The 19,376-nt window shown below is 39.8% G+C and carries 15 protein-coding genes; 8 read left to right on the top strand and 7 right to left on the bottom strand.

Features of this window, described 5'->3' with window-relative positions; all coding sequences use genetic code 11:
* Positions 1-484: 484 nt before the first annotated feature.
* Positions 485-679 carry a (2Fe-2S)-binding protein gene (locus tag PSH41_RS06880; RefSeq protein WP_004588794.1) on the top strand — a complete coding sequence of 65 codons (195 nt, stop codon included), beginning with the start codon at positions 485-487 and terminating at the stop codon, positions 677-679.
* 71 nt (positions 680-750) lie between these two features.
* On the opposite strand, the gene bfr (PSH41_RS06875) is transcribed toward PSH41_RS06880, so the two are convergent.
* The 3 genes from bfr (PSH41_RS06875) to PSH41_RS06865 form a co-directional block, all read right to left on the bottom strand.
* Positions 751-1,215: a bacterioferritin gene (gene bfr, locus PSH41_RS06875; protein WP_004588793.1), complete on the bottom strand. Its 465-nt coding sequence runs from the start codon at positions 1,213-1,215 to the stop codon at positions 751-753.
* A 12-nt stretch (positions 1,216-1,227) separates the two neighbouring features.
* Positions 1,228-1,701: a bacterioferritin gene (bfr, locus tag PSH41_RS06870; RefSeq protein WP_024031963.1), complete on the bottom strand. Its 474-nt coding sequence runs from the start codon at positions 1,699-1,701 to the stop codon at positions 1,228-1,230.
* Between the two features lie 166 nt (positions 1,702-1,867).
* Positions 1,868-2,938, bottom strand: coding sequence for a PepSY-associated TM helix domain-containing protein (locus PSH41_RS06865; protein ID WP_273588398.1), 1,071 nt, complete (start codon positions 2,936-2,938; stop codon positions 1,868-1,870).
* 422 nt (positions 2,939-3,360) lie between these two features.
* Between PSH41_RS06865 and PSH41_RS06860 the strand changes: the two genes are divergently transcribed.
* The 6 genes from PSH41_RS06860 (at position 3,361) to PSH41_RS06835 (ending at position 12,113) form a co-directional block, all read left to right on the top strand.
* Complete coding sequence (locus PSH41_RS06860; protein WP_273588399.1) at positions 3,361-8,118, top strand: PAS domain-containing protein; 4,758 nt, start codon at positions 3,361-3,363, stop codon at positions 8,116-8,118.
* Positions 8,119-8,128: 10 nt separating this feature from the next.
* Positions 8,129-8,614 (top strand): GNAT family N-acetyltransferase, encoded by a 486-nt coding sequence (locus tag PSH41_RS06855; protein ID WP_054981801.1) that lies wholly within the window; start codon positions 8,129-8,131, stop codon positions 8,612-8,614.
* 128 nt (positions 8,615-8,742) lie between these two features.
* A complete protein-coding gene (locus PSH41_RS06850) occupies positions 8,743-10,098 on the top strand; it encodes a DNA-3-methyladenine glycosylase 2 family protein (RefSeq protein ID WP_273588400.1) in 1,356 nt (451 codons plus the stop codon).
* Positions 10,095-10,565: a methylated-DNA--[protein]-cysteine S-methyltransferase gene (locus PSH41_RS06845; RefSeq protein WP_024031957.1), complete on the top strand. Its 471-nt coding sequence runs from the start codon at positions 10,095-10,097 to the stop codon at positions 10,563-10,565. Before PSH41_RS06850 ends, PSH41_RS06845 begins: the two co-directional genes overlap by 4 nt.
* 109 nt (positions 10,566-10,674) lie before the next feature.
* The gene (locus PSH41_RS06840; protein ID WP_273588401.1) at positions 10,675-11,427 is read left to right on the top strand and encodes an amino acid ABC transporter substrate-binding protein; all 753 of its coding nucleotides are present in this window, start codon (positions 10,675-10,677) and stop codon (positions 11,425-11,427) included.
* 101 nt (positions 11,428-11,528) lie between these two features.
* Positions 11,529-12,113, top strand: a complete 585-nt coding sequence (locus PSH41_RS06835) for a thymidine kinase (protein ID WP_273588402.1) — start codon at positions 11,529-11,531, stop codon at positions 12,111-12,113.
* Here the strand turns inward: PSH41_RS06835 and ltaE are convergent.
* The gene (gene ltaE / locus PSH41_RS06830; protein WP_273588403.1) at positions 12,096-13,100 is read right to left on the bottom strand and encodes a low-specificity L-threonine aldolase; all 1,005 of its coding nucleotides are present in this window, start codon (positions 13,098-13,100) and stop codon (positions 12,096-12,098) included. The two genes, PSH41_RS06835 and ltaE, sit on opposite strands and share 18 nt — an antisense overlap.
* Before the next feature lie 48 nt (positions 13,101-13,148).
* Positions 13,149-14,081, bottom strand: a complete 933-nt coding sequence (rlmF, locus tag PSH41_RS06825) for a 23S rRNA (adenine(1618)-N(6))-methyltransferase RlmF (RefSeq protein ID WP_273588404.1) — start codon at positions 14,079-14,081, stop codon at positions 13,149-13,151.
* A gap of 128 nt (positions 14,082-14,209) precedes the next feature.
* On the opposite strand from rlmF, the gene PSH41_RS06820 reads away from it, so the two are divergent.
* Positions 14,210-15,112, top strand: a complete 903-nt coding sequence (locus tag PSH41_RS06820) for an alpha/beta fold hydrolase (RefSeq protein WP_273588405.1) — start codon at positions 14,210-14,212, stop codon at positions 15,110-15,112.
* 10 nt (positions 15,113-15,122) lie between these two features.
* Here PSH41_RS06820 and PSH41_RS06815 read toward each other — a convergent pair whose 3' ends face one another.
* Entirely contained in the window at positions 15,123-16,550 is a 1,428-nt protein-coding gene (locus PSH41_RS06815) for a tetratricopeptide repeat-containing sulfotransferase family protein (RefSeq protein WP_273588406.1), read from the bottom strand.
* An 86-nt stretch (positions 16,551-16,636) separates the two neighbouring features.
* Positions 16,637-19,216 carry a TonB-dependent receptor plug domain-containing protein gene (locus PSH41_RS06810; protein WP_273588407.1) on the bottom strand — a complete coding sequence of 860 codons (2,580 nt, stop codon included), beginning with the start codon at positions 19,214-19,216 and terminating at the stop codon, positions 16,637-16,639.
* Positions 19,217-19,376: the final 160 nt, after the last annotated feature.

Below are 19,376 nucleotides of genomic sequence, written 5' to 3'. Positions count from 1 at the left end.
TCCCACAAAGTAAAATACCAGTAAATATTTAATTATAAGTTTTACCGATGAGCATCTATAAAGTTGGACAAGTTAACGCTGCCACTACACAAGCATATTAAGTCAAAGCCGTTAATCTTCATCAGGGTATCTCATTTTCGACCATATGTTTAAAGCAAAAAGTATACGTTTTAATAACTAGGCTAATTACCGCTTCAAATCACTTACTGTAATAGATGTTTGTAAGCGATTTCTCGTTGTTTAAGAAATTTACCTAATAAAAAACATAATTATTTTTAGAGTGTAATTAAGTTGATAAATCTCAATTTAAGTGCCATATTTCATTATAAATCAATAAGTTCTCAACGCGCCGTGTATTCTCGACTTAAGTGGCACTGATCATTTTTTTGAAAAATAACTAATTTTTATCCCACAAACAATTGATAACCATTATTGTTTAGATTAATATGCACCTACTAAATGAAATTGAGAGTAGTTTGTATTCATGTATATTTGTCTTTGTCACGGGGTGACTGATAAAAAAATTGAGCAAACAATTGACGATGGTGCAACTACCATGCGTGAATTAACTAAAGAGCTTAAAGTAGGCAGCCAATGCGGTAAGTGTTGTTGTTGTACTAAAAAGATCCTAAATCGCAAACTTATTGAGATTGCAGATATTACCGATCAAGTCGCTTAATTCGTTATTACAAAATTCAGATACAAAAAAAGCAGCTTATAAAGCTGCTTTTTTTATGACCTAAATTTACCTTACAGTTGAGACTGTAAGTAATTTTCAAGCCCTGTATTTTGAATAAGTAGTTGCTGGGTTTCTAGCCAGTCAATTTGTTCTTCCTGCTCGTTCAAAATATTGTCGAGTGCTTCACGGCTAATATAATCTTTTTTGTTTTCAGCTAATTTAATTGCACTGCGCAAATCATCAATTGTATCAAGCTCAAAGCTCATATTTGCGGCAATCATTTCTTCGCTGTTTTCGCCAATGCGTAAACGGCCTAGGTCTTGTAAGTTAGGTAAGCCTTCTAAAAATAAAATACGTTCGATTAAACGATCGGCGTTTTTCATTTTTTGAATTGATACTTTGTAGTCTGCTTTATCAAGCTGGCTAAAACCAAAATCTTTAAACATGCGGGCATGCAAAAAGTATTGGTTAATACCCACAAGCTCATTAGCGAGTACTTTATTTAAAGCTGCTATAACGTCTTTATCGCCTTTCATACTTTATGCTCCTTACTCGCCCATTTGTGCTTGGTGGTAGTTTTGCGTACCAATTTTATCAATTAGACCAAGTTGTTGCTCTAACCAATAAACGTGATCTTCTTCGGTATCAAATAATAGCTTTTCTAACACTTCGCGAGACTGATAATCTTGCTGCTCTTCACAAATAGCAATTACCTCTTTAACACATGCAACTACTTCAAGCTCTAGTGTTAAGTCGTTTTGCATCATGCTTTTTACATCGTTACCAATTAAAAGGTCACGGCGTTTAGTCATGTTAGGCACGCCTTCTAAGAACAAGATGCGTTTGATTAGCCAATCAGCATGATCTTTTTCTTCTTCCATTTCATGGTTAAGGCGTACATATAATTTATCTAAACCCCAGTCATCATACATGCGTGAATGAATAAAATACTGGTCAATTGCGGCTAACTCATTGGCTAGCAAAGTATTAAATGCATCGATTACTTTTTGATTACCTTTCATGATAAATCACCTTAACTATTTTAATTGTGCACAGTGTAGTTAAATTTGCGTATTTTGCAAGTTTTTCTATAAAAATCATTAATTTACAATTGGTTTTGATTCTTATTTAAGTTTGCGTTATTGCTTGGTTTATGTACAGTTTTGCATTTTCATTTAACGGGTAATGCTATACCCACTTGTGCCGTTTACACCATAAATAAACACCACTGAGTATAAAAAATGCTAACGACAGAGATATTAAAAGCCATACAAATTTTACAATCGGCCCTGCAAATGCGCCAGTATGAAACACATATTTAAAGTTCCATATATGGGTGACTGCATTTGCTTTACTGGCATCATACGCGCTAAGCACTTTAGCATTGTATGGATTTACCCACACCCAGCTATAAGCATGGCTTTCTCCTGGGTTTTGTAGGCGTAAAGCGATTGGGTCATTGTGTTTTTTAGGTAAGTAAATACGATACAAAATCCCCTCAGGAAATACATCAAGGGCTTTATTTATTGCTTGGTCGTAGTTAATACTTGCTGTTGATTTTGCTATCACTGTGGGCGCTTTAGGCCTATTTTGTACTTGAGAAAATGCCACGGTTTCTACTAATGTTTTGGTCGCGCTTTTCCAATTAAAGGTGATACCTGTAAAGGCTATAAGCAATAGCGGTAATAAAACATAAACCCCCATCACGGTGTGTAGCTGATACATAAGTACTTTAAATTTGGCTTTAGGTTTAATCGCCAGTCGTTTTAGGCGGTTTTTAGGCTTTACCCATAAATAAAAACCCACTAACACATTTATTATTAATAATAGGGCGCATACAGAGACCACGTTTTTTAGCGGTTTTTCACCAAAGGCTGTTTCAAATAATAGCCAGCGATGCAAAGCAAGGGTAAAACCATACAGCGTGTCATTTGTTTGGTATTGAAAAATTACTTTGCCTGTATACGGGTTCACACTGGCGTTACTGCCATCACCTAATCTAAATTGCCAGCTGGCTTTAGGGTTACTAAGGGGCATAAAGCGGGTGATTTTTTTATCTGTTTGCTGCTGTACTGCGCGGATTAACTCTGCGTGGCTAAGCGTTTTGGTTTGTGGTTCTACCTGCCATTTATCGGGCTGAATATAATATTGTATGTCATTTGCATAAAGTAAAATGGCGCCGCTAATACTGAGTATTAACAAAAAAAGGCCACTTAGTAAGGCAAGGTATAAGTGAATTCGACGTAACCAGATTTTCAAAAGTAATCTCTATAATAAGCAGTTACAGCGATTGTAAGTGATAGAACAGGTGTTTATCAATTTATAAAATGTGACCCTTTGTGTAAGCAAACTACTGTATATAAAACAGCGAACAACACGCCAAGCTTTAGACCCTTAAATAAAGTTTAAAAATTTAGTGGCTTTAAGTCAGTAAAAGTTCGTATTAGTAATGCGCTTTAATTTTTATAATAATGAAATAAATACCAGCTAAAAATTAAAATATTCACGGTTTGCGTTCTTGCTTATTTTTGCGTGTAAATTTTAATTGCAACTTATTGATGTTTAAACTGTAATTAAGTGATGTATTTTAAACGCTTTGCGGGCTAAAACTTGCGTCTTTTAGGTTTTAGTGCATTAATATAGATAATAAATAATACAATTACAGTTATTGGATATATAGCATGGTTGAAGGAAAAAAGTATGGGCTGCTAAATGGCACAGCTCAGTCTGTGCGTAGTAAGCTGATCATTACTTTTTTAGTTATTGCTATTGTTCCACTTTGCTTGCTGACCTGGTTTAGCTTACAGCACGTTAATAATACCTTGCAAAAAAATGCAAATGCAGAGCTTCATGAATTAAGTTCTATCGCTTCAGAGTTTGCTAATTTATGGTTTGATGATCACCTTACTGATTTATATACCTTTAAAAATCAGCTTTCTAACTTCCCGCTTGAACAAAGCAAATTAATAAATCATTTCGTTAATCAATATGACTTTGTAAACAGTATAGAAATTATCGCTGCATCGGCACTTAAGCAGCCCTTTGATTCGCCTTACGGGCAGATAAAAAAAGGTGAGCTTAGTACGCTAATTAATTCGGTTAATACCTCAACGCCAGCCGCTTTTGGCTCTGTTATGTTAAATGGCAAACAGTTTAATATTGTGGCTATGCCTTTGCTTAATTCGGCGCAACAACTAGAGGGTGTAATTCTCACAGAAGTAAATATTAATGGCCTTTTAAAAAGCTTAAACACCATTCACAACATGCACAATGAAGTGAGTTTTTTTGTACTACATAATAATAAAATAGAGCGCTCTTCAGTAACAAATGCAGATGAGGCGCCTGTTTTTTCGCAAACGGCCCTTACCAGTAAGCAAGTGTTTGATTACGCCAGTGCCAACGGCACGACATACCATGCATATATTAGTGATTTAAATTTTTTAGGTGTGCAAGGGTGGCAACTTTTAGCAGCAAAACCTTTGCATATTATGCTCAAAGACTCTACTTATTATAAGCAGTTGGCTATTTTTACAAATGCAGTCTCTTTACTTCTCATTTTATGCGCAGCGTGGTGGTTAAGCCGGCGCTTAGCTAAGCCTTTAATTCAGCTTACCTCCGTAATGGCCAGAATTACCGATGGCGAGAAAGTAAAGGTGCCTACTTTAACTGATAGCCACGAGTTAAATAGGTTATCAGTAGATCTTCAAAAAATGGTGGCAGTTAAAGAAGAGCAGCAGAGCATATTGCAAAAGCAGCGCTCTGCTTTGCAAACTGCGTTTAAACAATTGGATGAGCAAAAAAGTGCCCTCGATGAGCATGCCATTGTTGCGGTAACAGATTTAGCGGGCACCATCACTTTTGTAAATAAGAAGTTTTGTGAAATTAGCGGCTATGAAGAACATGAGCTTATAGGCCAAAATCACCGCTTACTTAACTCAGGAAGGCACGACAAAGGCTTTTTTAAAAGCATGTATAAAACCCTTAAACGGGGTGAAGTATGGAACGGCCAAATATGTAATAAAGCAAAACATGGCGGCTTTTATTGGGTAGACACCACCATAGCGCCATTTTTTGATGAGCACGGAAAACCGCAAAGCTATATAGCCATTCGTACTGATGTCACGCCATTAAAATTACAAGAGCTTGAACTTGAGCAGCACAAAACCCAGCTTCAGTTAGTCATAGATACCACTGCCGTAGGAATATGGGATTGGTTTATAGATACCAGCAAAGTGACTTTTAATAATCGCTGGGCAGAAATAATAGGCTATAAACTCAGCGAGTTAGAACCTACTACTATTAATACTTGGTATAAGTTTGCACACCCCGATGATTTGGTTGTTTCAGAGCAAAAGTTAAAAGCGCACTTTAATGGGGACACTGATTACTATGTCAGCGAAGCGCGAATGAAACACAAAGATGGCCACTGGGTTTGGGTACTCGATACTGCAAAAGTAGTCGACTGGAACCTAGATGGGTCGCCTCGTCGTATGATTGGAACACATTTAGATATTACCGAGCGCAAGCAAATAGAGTCTGAGCTACAGTATAGCCGCGATCGCTTTGCTTCTTTGGTGGAAAATATTCCAGGGGTTATTTATCGATGTAAGTTCGATAAAGCCTGGACCATGTTGTACATGAGTGACCAAGTAAAAGACATAACAGGTTATACGCCTGATGACTTTATCAATAATAAAACTCTAAGCTTTGCCGCTATTATTCACGATGGCGATCAAGATGTTGAGCAGCAGGTAAGTACCTGTATTGCACAAAAGCTGCCTTGGACTATTGAATACAGAGTAAAAAGAAATGATGGCAGTATTCGTTGGGTACACGAAAAAGGCCAAGCAATTTATGGCGAAGACAACGAAGTTCTTTATTTAGATGGCTTTATTTTAGACATTACTGAGCGCCATAATACTCAAGTAGAAATTACCCGCCAACAAAACCTGCTTGAAGCAATGAGTAAACAAGGCCAAATTGGCGCATGGGAAATAAACCTTGAAAACCAAACCATGTATTGGTCAGACGAAGTAAAAGTAATACACGAAGTTCCCGATGGGTTTGAGCCTAGCATTGATACTGCCATTAACTTTTATAAGCCAGGAGAGCACCGCGATAAAATTAGTACGTTGTTTGAATGTGCGGTGACTTTAGGCGAAAGCTGGAGTGTTGAGCTGATAATTTTAACTTATTCCGGTAAAGAGCGCTGGGTTAAGTCGATGGGGCAGGCGGAATTTAAAGACGGCAAATGTGTGCGTGTTTTTGGCTCGTTCCAAAGTATTGATGCACATAAACGCCTAGAGTTAGAAAGCGAAAAAGCAAACGCCTATAACAAAAATTTAGCGTCATTAACGGTTTCGCCTGAGGTACAAAATAGCGATGTTGCGCAAGTTAAAAAGCTGACGATAAAGTCGATGGTAGAGGTATTAAATGTTGAGCGTGCCTCTATTTGGATACTTAACAAGCAGTGCGACGAAATGGCGTGCCATGGTTTATATACTCGACAAGATGGATTTGTAGATTTTGACGGCGTTCTTAAAAAGGCTGATTTTCCAAGCTACTATGAGGCTATTTTTGAGCAAAACCTAGTGGCAATTGAAGATGTATATACGCATAAAGCAACCATGGAATTTACGCAAAGTTATACTCAGCCATTAAATATTCAGTCGATGCTGGATGCGGTTATTTCAACAGGCGATGGAAATTTAGGTATTTTATGTGCAGAAACTGTAGGGGCTAAGCACACTTGGACGCAAAGTGAAGAAACCTACTTGCGTTCTTTGGCTACGTTAGTCGGTAGCACCTTGGTCTCGCAAAAGCGTAAAGAAACCGCTGAAAAGCTAAAGGTTGCTTTAGTGCAAGCACAAGATGCTGCTACAGCAAAAAGCCAGTTTTTAGCAACCATGAGCCACGAAATTCGTACACCGATGAATGGCGTATTAGGCATGTTAGAGCTGGTAGAGTTAGAGCCATTAAGTAAACCAATAGAAAAAAAGGTCGCTATTGCTAAAAGCAGTGCTCATTCTTTACTTGGCGTTATTAACGATATTTTAGATTTTTCTAAGGCGGAAGCAGGTAAAGTTGAGCTTGAGCATATACATTTTAATGCGCGCGACTTAATTGGCGAAATAGCCGAGGCACAGGCCTTTACCGCACAAGAAAAAGGCATTGAGATTATTTTAGATTTAGTCTCCTTGGAGCCTTCACATTTAATGGGCGACCCCGGGCGCATACGCCAAGTGGTAACCAACTTAATTAGTAATGCAGTTAAATTTACCAGTCAGGGTGAAGTGGTGCTGAGTGCATCTATAGAAAAAACCGACCAAGATCTACTGCTAAATATAAAAGTAAAAGACTCAGGAATAGGCATAACCAAAGCAAAACAACAGCAATTATTTACCCCTTTTTCGCAAGTGGATGCATCTACCACGCGAGAATACGGAGGCACGGGGCTGGGGCTTGCTATATGTAAACAGTTATGTGAGCTAATGAATGGTAAAATTTCACTGGAGAGCGAACCTGGCAAAGGCAGCGAATTTACTGCAACCATGCAAGTGGCTGAAGGCATCGAAAAAGAACGCACTATCCCTAATATAAATATGAGTTCGTTAAATGTACTCGTGGTTGATGATAACGAGACAAACCGCTTAGTTATCTCTCAGCAATTAGGGCATTGGGGGGCTAATGTTACGCTTGCTAGTAGTGCAAAACAGGCGCTTGAACTATGTGCACAGCGCATAGAAAATAATCAGCCTATGTTTGATATTGCTGTGCTAGACATGCAAATGCCAGAAATGGATGGAATGGAGCTGTGTAAAGTGCTTAAAGCACATGATGACTATAAAGCCATGCCATTAGTAATGATGACCAGTATTGCAGGTATGGAAGGCGCTCAGCGCTACTCAAAAATTGGTTTTCAGGCTTATTTTCCTAAGCCGGTTACAACCGCCGATTTAATTTCTGCGTTATCGGTTATTACAAGTTCAGACAGCACCGAGCCCCTTCCTTTGGTGACCCCAGGGTATATTTCGTCACTAAGAAAAGAAAAATCAGACACACCTGCAAAAATTTTATTAGTTGAGGATAACCCCGTTAATCAGCATGTTTCTACACTGATGCTTAAAAAGCTAAATTGCGAAGTGATACTGGCGCAAAATGGTCAAGAAGCCATAAATACCTTAAGCGAGCATAACGAGGGGTATTTTGATTTAGTGTTAATGGATTGCCAAATGCCGGTAATGGATGGCTTTGACGCCACGGCTAATATACGAGACGGTATGGCAGGGGATGAGCACAAAGCAATAAAAATAATTGCCCTAACCGCCAATGCAATGGACTCAGATAAAGAGCGTTGTATTAATGCCGGTATGGACGACTACTTAACTAAACCCATTCAGCTTGATATTTTAAAAGAAAAAATAGAGCAGTACTTTTAGGATTAATAACATGAGTAAGCAAATACAAATACGCGACGCTAAAAAAAGCGATGCGCCAACCATTTTACAGTTTATTACCGAACTGGCCATTTACGAAAAAGAACCCGATGCAGTAAAAACAGATGAGCAGGCAATTATAAAAACGCTGTTTAGTGAGGGGGCAACTGCACACAGTGTTATTTGCCTTGAAGATGATGAGCCTATTGGCTTTGCGGTGTATTTTTATAATTACTCTACCTGGCTGGGTAAAAATGGCTTATATCTGGAAGATTTATACGTAAGCCCCGATAGCCGTGGCAATGGTGCGGGCAAACTAATAATGAAACACCTTGCTAATAAAGCCATAAAAAACGACTGTGGACGTTTTGAGTGGGTAGTACTGGATTGGAATCAACCCGCTATAGATTTTTATAATAGCATTGGGGCAAAAGCCCAAAACGAATGGATAATCTACCGCCTAGCAGGCCAAGACTTGCTCGATTTTGCAGAGCAATAGTGATACTAAAACGCTTAATTAAGTGGGTTGGTATAATACTTTTTTAAAAGCAGATGAGTGCCGAAAACGGCCAGTATCTGCTTTAAAAATTGTTATGCTGAGGTACGTTTTATTGATTAAGACCCTACATGAATAATCAGTATTGGCAAAAAGCACGGCAAAGCCGCGATGCACGATTTGATGGCTTATTTTACGTTGCGGTAAAAAGCACCGGTATTTATTGTCGGCCAATTTGCCCCGCGCCCACCGCTCAAGAAAAAAATGTGGTGTATTATCAATATGCGCACAACGCAGCGCAAGCAGGCTTTAGACCGTGTATACGCTGCAGACCCGATAGTGCTCCGGGCAGCGCTGCTTGGCAGGGGGTAAAAACGACCGCGCTTAGAGCTAAGCAGTTAATTGATTTAGGTGATAGCTGTAATTGCGAAATGCTAGCTACTCGTTTGGGTATTACCAGTCGTTATTTGCGACGCATATTTAATCAGCATTTTGGTGTGTCTGTTACTCAGTATCGGTTATTTAACCAATGTCAGTTTGCTAAAAAGCTCATTCAAGAAACCACATTACCCATAACCGATATTGCATTTGCCGCTGGGTTTAAAAGTGTGCGACGTTTTAACGATGCTTTTTTACAACAATTAAATATAGCCCCATCAAAGCTCAGAAAATCAAAAAAAGAGGCAACCCCTGTGATTGTATTAACTCTCCCTTTTAGACCTCCTTACAATTGGCTGGCTTTGCACAGCTTTTTGTCAAAGCGGTTAATAGAGCCTATGGAGTGGATAACCCCAACCAGTTACGGGCGAACATTTAAGCTAAAAGGGGCGGTAGGTTATTTTAATGCGCACTTTAAGGCGCAACATAACCATTTTAAAGTTGAAATAGTAATAAATAATACCGAGCACTTACAAAAAGTAATTAATAATATACGCCGTGTACTTGATGTAGATGCCGATATAAACCCTATTGAAAGCCACTTAAAAAGCAGTATTAATGGGGCATTTACATTAAGTGAAGGGCTACGCTTACCTGGGATATGGTCAAGCTTTGAAGCGGGGAACCGGGCTGTATTGGGCCAACAAGTTAGCGTGGGGGCAGCGCACACTTTAGTAACAAAGCTGGTCGCAGAGCGAGGCGATAAACACGCAGATAAAGTGTATTTTCCACAGCCTGAGGATTTAGCGACATGCGACTTTGAATTTTTTAAAATGCCGCAAGCGCGCAAAAATGCATTAAAAAATTTATCTAAGTACTGCGCTGATAACCCAGATAACAGGGTTTTGGATAATTGGCTCGATATAAAAGGCATAGGCCCATGGACTGTTAACTACGCCAAACTGCGCGGGCAAAGTAACCCAGATATACTATTAGCCGGCGATCTCGGGGTAAAAAAGGCGCTGATCAATGCTAAGCAATTTAACCCAGAGCTGAGCGCTCCATTTCGCTCGTACTTAACGTTTCAACTATGGCAGCAACTTTCATGATTATACAGACCGCAATTTCGAGCCCGATTGACGATGTTATTATTCAAGCGACTGAAAACGGGGTGAGCTATGTTGGTTTTTACCCAAAAACACACTACACCCATACACCCGTTGAGCAAGTAACAAATGAAGCGGTTTTAATCTGCGTAAAGCAATTAAACGAATACTTTAATGGTCAGCGCAAAACCTTTAATGTGCCATTAGATACGCAAGGTACGCCTTTTCAAAATGGTGTGTGGCAAGCGTTGCTCAGCGTCCCTTTTGGCAAAACCATGACCTACGGCGATATAGCTAAAAAATTAAATAACCCTAAGGCGGTAAGAGCGGTAGGGGCTGCAAATGGCAAAAACCCCATTAGTATTATTGTGCCATGCCATCGAATTATTGGTGCAAACTCAAAGCTTACTGGGTACGCTGGTGGCCTTGAGAGAAAAAGTTGGTTACTAAAGCATGAAGGAATAATTTAACAGTTACAGTACTGGCAGCTTTATTATCACAAGCTACAATTTACATTATTTACTAATAAAAATTATTATGAGTATCAGCAGCTTAAATTATTTATTTATAATTGGTTTGATGTTTTCTTCAGCAGTGTTTGCTAACCCTCAAACACTTATATTTTGCTACGAAGATAAAGACGTTGCCCCTATGTTTTTGGGCATTGGGCAAGAGGTACCTATAGATAACCCTGGCGCCTCAATTGAAATTTTAAAGCAACTGGATGCCGACATACCCAATGTGGCTATTTCATTTGTTAGAAAACCATGGCGCAGATGCCTAAACGATTTAGAACTTAACCGTGTTAATGCCGTTATTGCCAGCTATCGTGATGGGCGTGAACGTTTTGCTGTGTACCCTACAAACGAAAAAGGGGTGTTGCTAGAAAAATTTGCAGTGAGTCGTTTTAGTAGCTGTTTAATAGGGCGGGCTCGTTTTCATAAACAATGGCAAACGCGTGAAGTATTTCAAAATAAAGCGTTCACTATCGCCATTCCTAATGGCTATGGCTTAAACAGGGCGCTAAAAGAAGAGCCTTTTTATATTCATAATACTTTTTCAAAAGACAAAGCTTTTGAATTACTTGATAAAGGAGTGGTGCAGGCAAGTGTTGATTTATGCCAAGTAGATGACTTAAAAGTGTCGAGCTATCAACATAAAGGGAGCGATGTAAAACCCCTTTACCCACCTTATGAAACAACAGACGGTTATTTAATTTTTTCAAAGCAGTTTTACCAGCAAAATAGCCAGCTTAGTAAAGAGATATGGCAGTGGTTAGCGCGCTTTGACAGTGCACAAATTTATATAAAATACTTGCAAGCTGTTGAGTAATAAGAAAATAAAAGCGCTTATTAACTAAAATAGCGATATGAAATTGGTATTAATCGCATATTAAGGTAGCATAAGCGCACTTTTTATCTTAAGGCACGGCAATGGCTCAATTATACTTTTACTACTCTGCGATGAATGCGGGTAAATCAACCACCTTATTACAATCTGCGTTTAACTATCGTGAGCGCGGTATGGAGCCAGTTATTTTAACGGCTGCAATTGATAACCGCTCTGGTGTAGGAAAAGTATCGTCTCGTATCGGGCTGCAAGCTGATGCGCATATATTTGATGCGTCAAAAAATGTTTTTGAGCTGATCCAAAATCTGCAAAACGAAAAAAAGCGCCACTGTGTGTTGGTTGACGAATGCCAGTTTTTATCTAAAGAACAAGTTATGCAGCTGACTGATGTGGTTGATGAACTTGGTATTCCGGTATTGTGTTATGGCCTGCGAAGCGACTTTAGAGGTGAGTTATTTATTGGCTCTCAGTACTTGCTAGCATGGGCCGATAAACTGGTTGAGCTTAAAACAGTGTGCCATTGCGGCCGTAAAGCCAATCATGTGTTGCGTACAGATGAAAACGGCAATGCTATTGCCGATGGTAACCAAGTAGAAATTGGCGGCAACGACCGTTATCTGTCGGTGTGCCGCAAGCACTATAAGGCTGAGTTAAATATGGGCCGCTAAGGCTCGTATAAAAGTATCTATATCATCTTGGTTTATATCAAGATGAGTGACTAGCCTAAGCTGTTTGCTTGGGCTAATTAATATGCCTTGTTGTGCTAATTGCTCGCTAATATGCGCTATATTTAACTCCCTTGAATAGCGCGCATACACCATGTTGGTGGTGTTACTCATATCAACGCTAAACCCATTGAGCTCATTAAGCTTACTTGCTAAATAACGCGCATTAGCGTGATCGTCTTTTAAGCGAGAGACGTTATTTTCAAGTGCGTATTGCCCCGCGGCTGCCAGCATTCCGGCTTGGCGCATGCCACCACCGAGTACTTTTCTCCAGCGCCGTGCTTTTGTGATAAGCTCTTTTGTGCCCAGTAATAGCGAGCCAACGGGAGCACCTAGCCCTTTTGATAAGCAAATTGAAACAGAGTCAAAGTGCTGGGTAATATCTGTAATATCAACGTTTAATTCAACCGCTGCATTAAACGCACGTGCGCCATCTAAGTGCAGAGCTAACGAGTGCTCATTTACAAAATGACGTGCTTTGGCTAAGTAGCTAAGGGGGAGTACTTTTCCGCCTATGGTGTTTTCAAGGCTAAGTAAGCGGGTGTTGGCAAAATGGCTATCATCTGGTTTTATTGCGGCGGCAATTTTATCAAAGCAGAGGCTGCCATCGGGTTCATTCTCAATCGGTTGTGGTTGAATAGAGCCTAATACTGCAGCGCCACCGCCTTCAAATTTATAGTTATGGGCATTTTGCCCGCAAATATATTCATCTCCGCGTTCGCAATGAGCCATAAGCGCAAGTAAATTAGCTTGCGTGCCGGAGCTGCAATAAAGTGCAGCTTCAAAGCTAAAACGCTCACATGCATAGGCTTCTAATTGGTTTATGCTAGGATCATCCCCGTACACATCATCGCCTACTGGCGCGCTATACATTACATCGCGCATGGCTTTTGAAGGTTTAGTAACCGTGTCTGAGCGAAAATCTATCATGGTTGTTATTCCTTTATTAAGTACTACAGGCTTTATTGTTTTATGGGTTTAAACAAGCTCTTCAAAAATTTGTTCACGGGTGGCTTTATCAAAATAACTCCAGGCAATAAAGCGACTTACTTTTTGCCCTTGTGCCATGTCTATAATTTTATATTCGGCAATAGGGAGGGGGCTTAATTTATTTTCTAACACTTTAAGTGTTTCTTTTTTTGAAACCAAGGAGGTAAACCATATTACTTGCTCTGCAAATTGCTCACTTTGAGTAATCATATTGCTAATAAACTGTGCTTCGCCGCCCTCGCACCATAGCTCATTATTTTGCCCGCCAAAATTAAGGGTGTTTTTAGGCGATTTCCCTAAGTTTTTCCATTTGCGCTGCGACCCTTTATTGGCGTCTTCTGCGCTTGCGTGAAACGGTGGGTTACACAGGGTTAAATGAAATAAATCTTTTTGATTTATAATGTTTTCAAAAATAGATGATGCGTTTTTTTGGTGTTTAAGGGTTATTTTTAAACCATTAAATTGGGCGATTTGTTTTGCTATTTTTATTGAATTTGCATCGATGTCGCTACCAGTAAAGTGCCAGTTGTATTCATGATTACCCGTTAACGGGTAGACCAAATTGGCCCCTGTGCCAATATCGAGCACTTTAATTTGCCTGCCCGTTGGAATATTTTTTTGGTTGTCGTCGCTTAATAAGTCTGCCAAGTAATGAATGTAATCAACGCGACCAGGAATAGCAGGGCAAAGATTATGCTCAGGAATATCCCAAAAATCTATTTTATAATGCGCTTTTAAAAGCGCTTGATTAAGCGTTTTTACTGCTGTGTTATTGGTAAAGTCAATGCTCTTACTCCCCGAAGGGGTGACGATGATGAAAGGGGTTAACGCATCATGCTTATCGCATAGCATGTCTAAATCGTAGCCATGTAAATGTTGGTTGCGTGGGTGGAGCTTGTTAGAGACTTGTTTTGATTTCATAGCATTAATTTAGCAATTAAATAATGGCGCAATTGTATCAAATGCACCACTAAAAAGTGCAACCATTTACTTTAGAATTAACAGCTGTACTGGTAGGATGAGTGGCTAAAAATAATAAAGGAAAATTTGTGGCAATTACACAGCACTCTCATTTTGTTCAACTAGGCAATCAGCAAACGCTGCATTTACGCCGTATAGCAAACGACAAGCAAGCGGGCCCCGTGGTGTTTTTTATGCACGGCGCAGTAGAAAATGGCAAAATTTTTTATACTCATAGCAATAAAGGGCTAGCCCCTTATTTGGCTGAGCAAGGCTACTGCTGTTATGTAGCAGACCTGCGCGGACGTGGAGAGAGCAAGCCGCTTATTTCGCCGCAGGCTAAATATGGTCAAACAGAGGCAATAGTAGAAGATATCCCCGCCTTTATTAATTACATTGAACAATTCGAGGGTAAAAAGCCAGACTATTGGGTTGCTCACTCTTGGGGGGGCGTTTTAATGAATAGCGTTTTTGCACGTTTTCCTAAGTATTTAAAAGAGGTTAAAGCGTGTGCTTATTTTGGCTCTAAACGCTCTTTGTTTAACAATCACCCTAAAAAGTTACTACAAGCAAATGTAATTTGGTACTTTATGGCGCCCATATTGGCTAAAAAACAGGGATACTTAAACGCTAAAGGCTATAAGTGGGGCAGCGATAACGAATCGCAAAAGTCGCATTATCAAAGCATGCAGTGGGCTAAAAAAAGGCCATGGATAGATAGCGATGATGGTTTTGACTATGCAAAAGCCTTAGCTAAAGTGCAGGTGCCTCCTACACTACATATTGGCGCTGTAAACGATAAGGCTCTTGCGCAGCCTATTGATATTAAAAAGTTTATGGCAGAGTCCGGACCTGGAAAACAAACCCTTAAAATTTATGGCAAGCGCCATGGTCATAGTGTGGATTACGATCATATTAATATGCTTACTCACCCGCAGGCACGGGATGAACAATTTAAAGATGTTGTAAGCTGGTTTAACGAGCACAGTTAGGCAATTAGGCTCATTCAAATTGTTTTAAAAGCGGTGTTTTATAGCGCTCCCAATGCGCGAGTGCCTGTGTATTAATTGGCTGCCTAATGGCTTGTTTGCTTAATGTGCTAACAGCAGCCTTACGCTTATAAAATGCTAAGCATTGCGGTTCATACTCACACCCTAAAAACGAAAATAAAGCACTTAGCTGCGACTCAGGCTCGGCAACTATTTGCTCATAATGAATATCGTATAGCGGTAATGAGGGCAGGCTGCGCCAATGGTTCATTAATTTTGCATACAACGCATGATAAAGTTTAAATTCTTTTAAATCACAAAAGTACGGCTCATTTTCGGCAAAGTAGTTACTGAACACCGAAAAAGCAGTGGCGTTAAAATCTCTACTTAAATTAATAAATTTAGTATTAGGGAACAGCAAGTAAATTAAGCCAATAGACTGATAGTTACTCGGTAGCTTATTAATAATGAAAGGGCGTATAGGCTGTGCTTTTTTTAACTCTTCAATATAAATATTGCGAGCTTTAGCGATTAAATCGTTACTAAGTGTGCTTAAGCATTGCGGGTAAGGGGTTTGCGTTTGCTGCTCTATAAACGCCACCACTTGGTTAGCGATACTGGTGTTTTCACCTAATGTGGCAAACTGTGAGTGGCAGGCCATCATTTGCTCAAGTAAGGTTGAGCCGCTGCGGGGCATACCAATAATAAACACGGGCGTAATAGTGCCGGTAAAAGTGTGATCGGCAAATGCAATTAGCTGTTGTGTATTATGCGTTATAATTGCTTCATAAAAAGGCACTAAGTCACTGGTTTTAAAGTGAGTAAGCTTTTTTTGAAGTTTGTTGGCAAGCACATAGTAGTTAAATGCTTGCTCTGTATCTTCTAGTTTGTCGTAGCTTTTACCTAACGCGTAGTAACACACCATTTTTAAACGCACGTTATTCGTTTGCGTTAAAAAGTGGTGCAGGTTGCTCACATAATTATGTTCTTTATTGAAACGGCCTAATTGTACTAGTTCAAATAAAATATAGGCAGTTACGGGGTATAGCCCCATGCTTAGTGCATACGCAAATGTGGTGTGTGCTTTGTCTAATTCGCCGTAGCTTAAATAATGCTGAGCTAAATAATAATGAGGCTCTGGGTTATGGCTTGCGAGACTTTTAGCATATTCGAGTACTTTAAGCGCATCATTAGGGGAATTAACACCGTTAAATGCATCGGCAAGGGCGTGCAGTGGCTCAAGCATATGGGGTAAACGTTCGCATGCTTTTTGTAATAAGTATACCGCTGCATCATAGCGCTCTAACCTAAGTGCTATCCTGCCTAAACCAAATAATGCTTCGCCGCTTTGCGGGTTACTATTTAAAATTGCTTTAAAATGAAACTCGGCTTCTTTAAGTTTATTTTCTTGTAGTAATTGATTGGCTTTTTTAATTAGCATGATGAGGCATTATTGTTTTTTAATTAATATAAAATAAAAAAGGCGAAATGTCTTAACATTTCGCCTTGGTTTATCATGAAAAAATATTAGAAAGTATAGGTTGCTTTCGCGTAGTAGAAGCCACCGTTAATACCGTATGGAGATGTTTCGTAGTATTGGCCACCCCAGTTATTGTTAGGGATACCCGTACGGTCTTCAAAATCAAGTTTTTCAGCGTCTTGGTCAAAGATGTTTTGTGCACCTACCGAGAAGCTAATAGACTCATTTAAGAAGTACGTTATTTCAGCGTCAATAGTTACTGCTGCATCAGCTGTTTTTGCTGTTGCATCGTAATCTACGTGAACACCTTGGTATTCGCCGTAGTAATTAGCACGGGTAAACATTGAAAAAGATTCCCACTGCTGTGCCCAAGTAAGCGTTGCACGGTGGTTAGGTAAATCTTCTTCTAAACGCTTAACTTTAAACTCACCGGTAATGTCGCTGAACTTAGTTACCTCAGTTTCATTCCAGTTGTAAGCAAGGCTAAATGTAGAGCTTCCGCCTAGCATGTCAGCTGTGTAGTTTGCTACTAAGTCAATACCTTGCGTTGTTGTATCAAAGTCATTAGTGAAAAAGCTTACTTGTGCATAGCTTTGCGCATTTGGTACGCCTGCTGCTTCTAACGTGTCTTTATCATCTTGGCTAAGTACAATTTTTTCAGATTGGCTGATACGGTCATCAACTTCAATATTGTAGTAATCAAGTGTTACAAATAAATCCCCAATAGTGTAAACCGCACCTAATGTGTAGCTTTGCGATTCTTCTGGCTCAAGCTCTGTACCACCTAATTGCACTGCAATTGGGTTTGTTGGTGGTAAAAGTGCTGAATCTTGTAGCACACCGTCACTTAAGTTGGTTTGTACGTTACTTACGTTAGCTTGGCCAACAGTAGGGGCACGGAAACCTGTGCTTACTGAGCCACGAATATTTAGATCTTCAGTTACGTGGTACTGCGCCATTACTTTGTAGTTTGTTGTTGTACCAAAGCTGTCGTAATCTTCAAAACGTACCGCAAGGCCCATTAAGAATTCTTCTGTAAATGGTGCTTCAATATCTACATAAGCTGCGTAGTTACGGCGTGTATATTCGCCTGCATCAGAAGGTTTGAAACCAGGGAAACCATTAGAGCCAATACCAAAACCTTGCTCTGTTAAAGGACCTGCAGTGAATGATGCTTCATCACCCGAAATTACAGTAAATGTTTCTTCGTGCCACTCTAAACCACCGGCAATATTTACATCGTACGCTAGGTCAAAATCAAAGCCTTTAGAAAGGTCAAAGTTAAAGTTTTTCTCTAGTTGCTCATATTTACCTGGGCTAAAATCACGTGGGCTGTCTGCACCTAACGACGCATTAACCGTGTCGTAAATAAAGTAGCGAGATTCGTTTAAACCCACCGTACCACTTAAATCGTAAAATGCATCTTTAAGGAAACCACCCGTAAACATACCCTTTGTACCAATAGTTAAAGAGGTATCTGTGATGTTGCCACCAAAGTTAGGTGTAAAACCACCAGGAATGGTTTCGTTAAATGCAAAACAATCAGGGTTATTAGCAACACCGCTAATGTAGTCTGGGTTATCTAGTACGTTGTCATCAATTGCGATAGTTGGACAGTTACCGCTCATGTCTTCTGTTAAATCGGCAACAAGTAGTGTTTCACCGCCGTCATTTGAGTATACACCTGGGCGAGTATGCGGGTTACGGTAGTAAAAACCACCACGTACGTCACGCTCAGAGTAGTTACCAAACATATAAAATTCTGAGTCGTTTGTTAGTTCTAAACCAAAGTTACCAAAAATTGAAATGTCGTCATCAACCTCTGGGGCACCCCAAACTTGCGCAAGCGAAGACACTTCTGGTACACCTGCAGCAGAAAGTGCGGCTGCATCAGGGCGTTGCTCTGAGCGACTTGTTGCATCTGCTGTTTTATATTGAAAACTTAAGTTAGCAAAACCGTTGTCTGTAAATGGTAGGCCTACGTTACCCGATATCTGTGTTGTATCACCGTCGCCTTCGTAGTATTGACCATGGCGTACTTCAAATTTACCGCCTTCAGAGGCATCTTTAAGTTGGAAGTTCATTACACCTGCGATTGCATCTGAGCCGTATTGTGCTGCTGCGCCATCACGTAGTACTTCTACTTGCTTAAGTGCAATGCTAGGAATAACTGAAATATCAGCGCCTTGTGCACCATCGTTAATACCACCACCTAAAAATGCAATAACAGAAGCACGGTGACGGCGTTTACCGTTTAAAAGGATTAATGTGCTGTCTGAAGGTAAGCCACGTAAATTAGCTGGGCGTACTAGTGATGCAGCATCACTGATTGGGTTTTGGTGAACATTAAAAGAAGGAACAGAGCCTTTAAGTAGCTCTAGCATGTCTGTGTTACCAGACTTTTCTAGCTCTTCACCGCCAATAATATCAATAGGAACCGGTGAATCACCAATAGAGCGCGGCGCTGAGCGAGTACCCACTACGGCAATTTTTTCAACGTTTTTATTAACTTTAGTTTCACTTTCTTCTGCTGCAACAGCAGAACCTGAAATAAACAAACCTGCGGTGGTTGTTGTTGCTAATGCAAATTTAATTGCTTGATTTAGCGCATTGCTTTTAATTTTCATTCTAATTTTCCCCAGTTAGAATATATTTTGTACGTAATGCAGTAATTAACATTACTTATTTATAATTTTGGACGTATTCACATGGGGATAAAGAGTCAACCTACTCGACTTCTTAAAGCTAAAAGCCCACCTCATGTGAAGTCCTATGTACAGCCTATAC

It is taken from the genome of Pseudoalteromonas sp. CST2 (assembly GCF_028599385.1).
Taxonomy (GTDB): Bacteria; Pseudomonadota; Gammaproteobacteria; order Enterobacterales; family Alteromonadaceae; genus Pseudoalteromonas; species Pseudoalteromonas atlantica.
The sequence above is the reverse complement of the archived record's forward strand: the minus strand, read 5'-3'. Positions and strand labels throughout refer to the sequence as shown.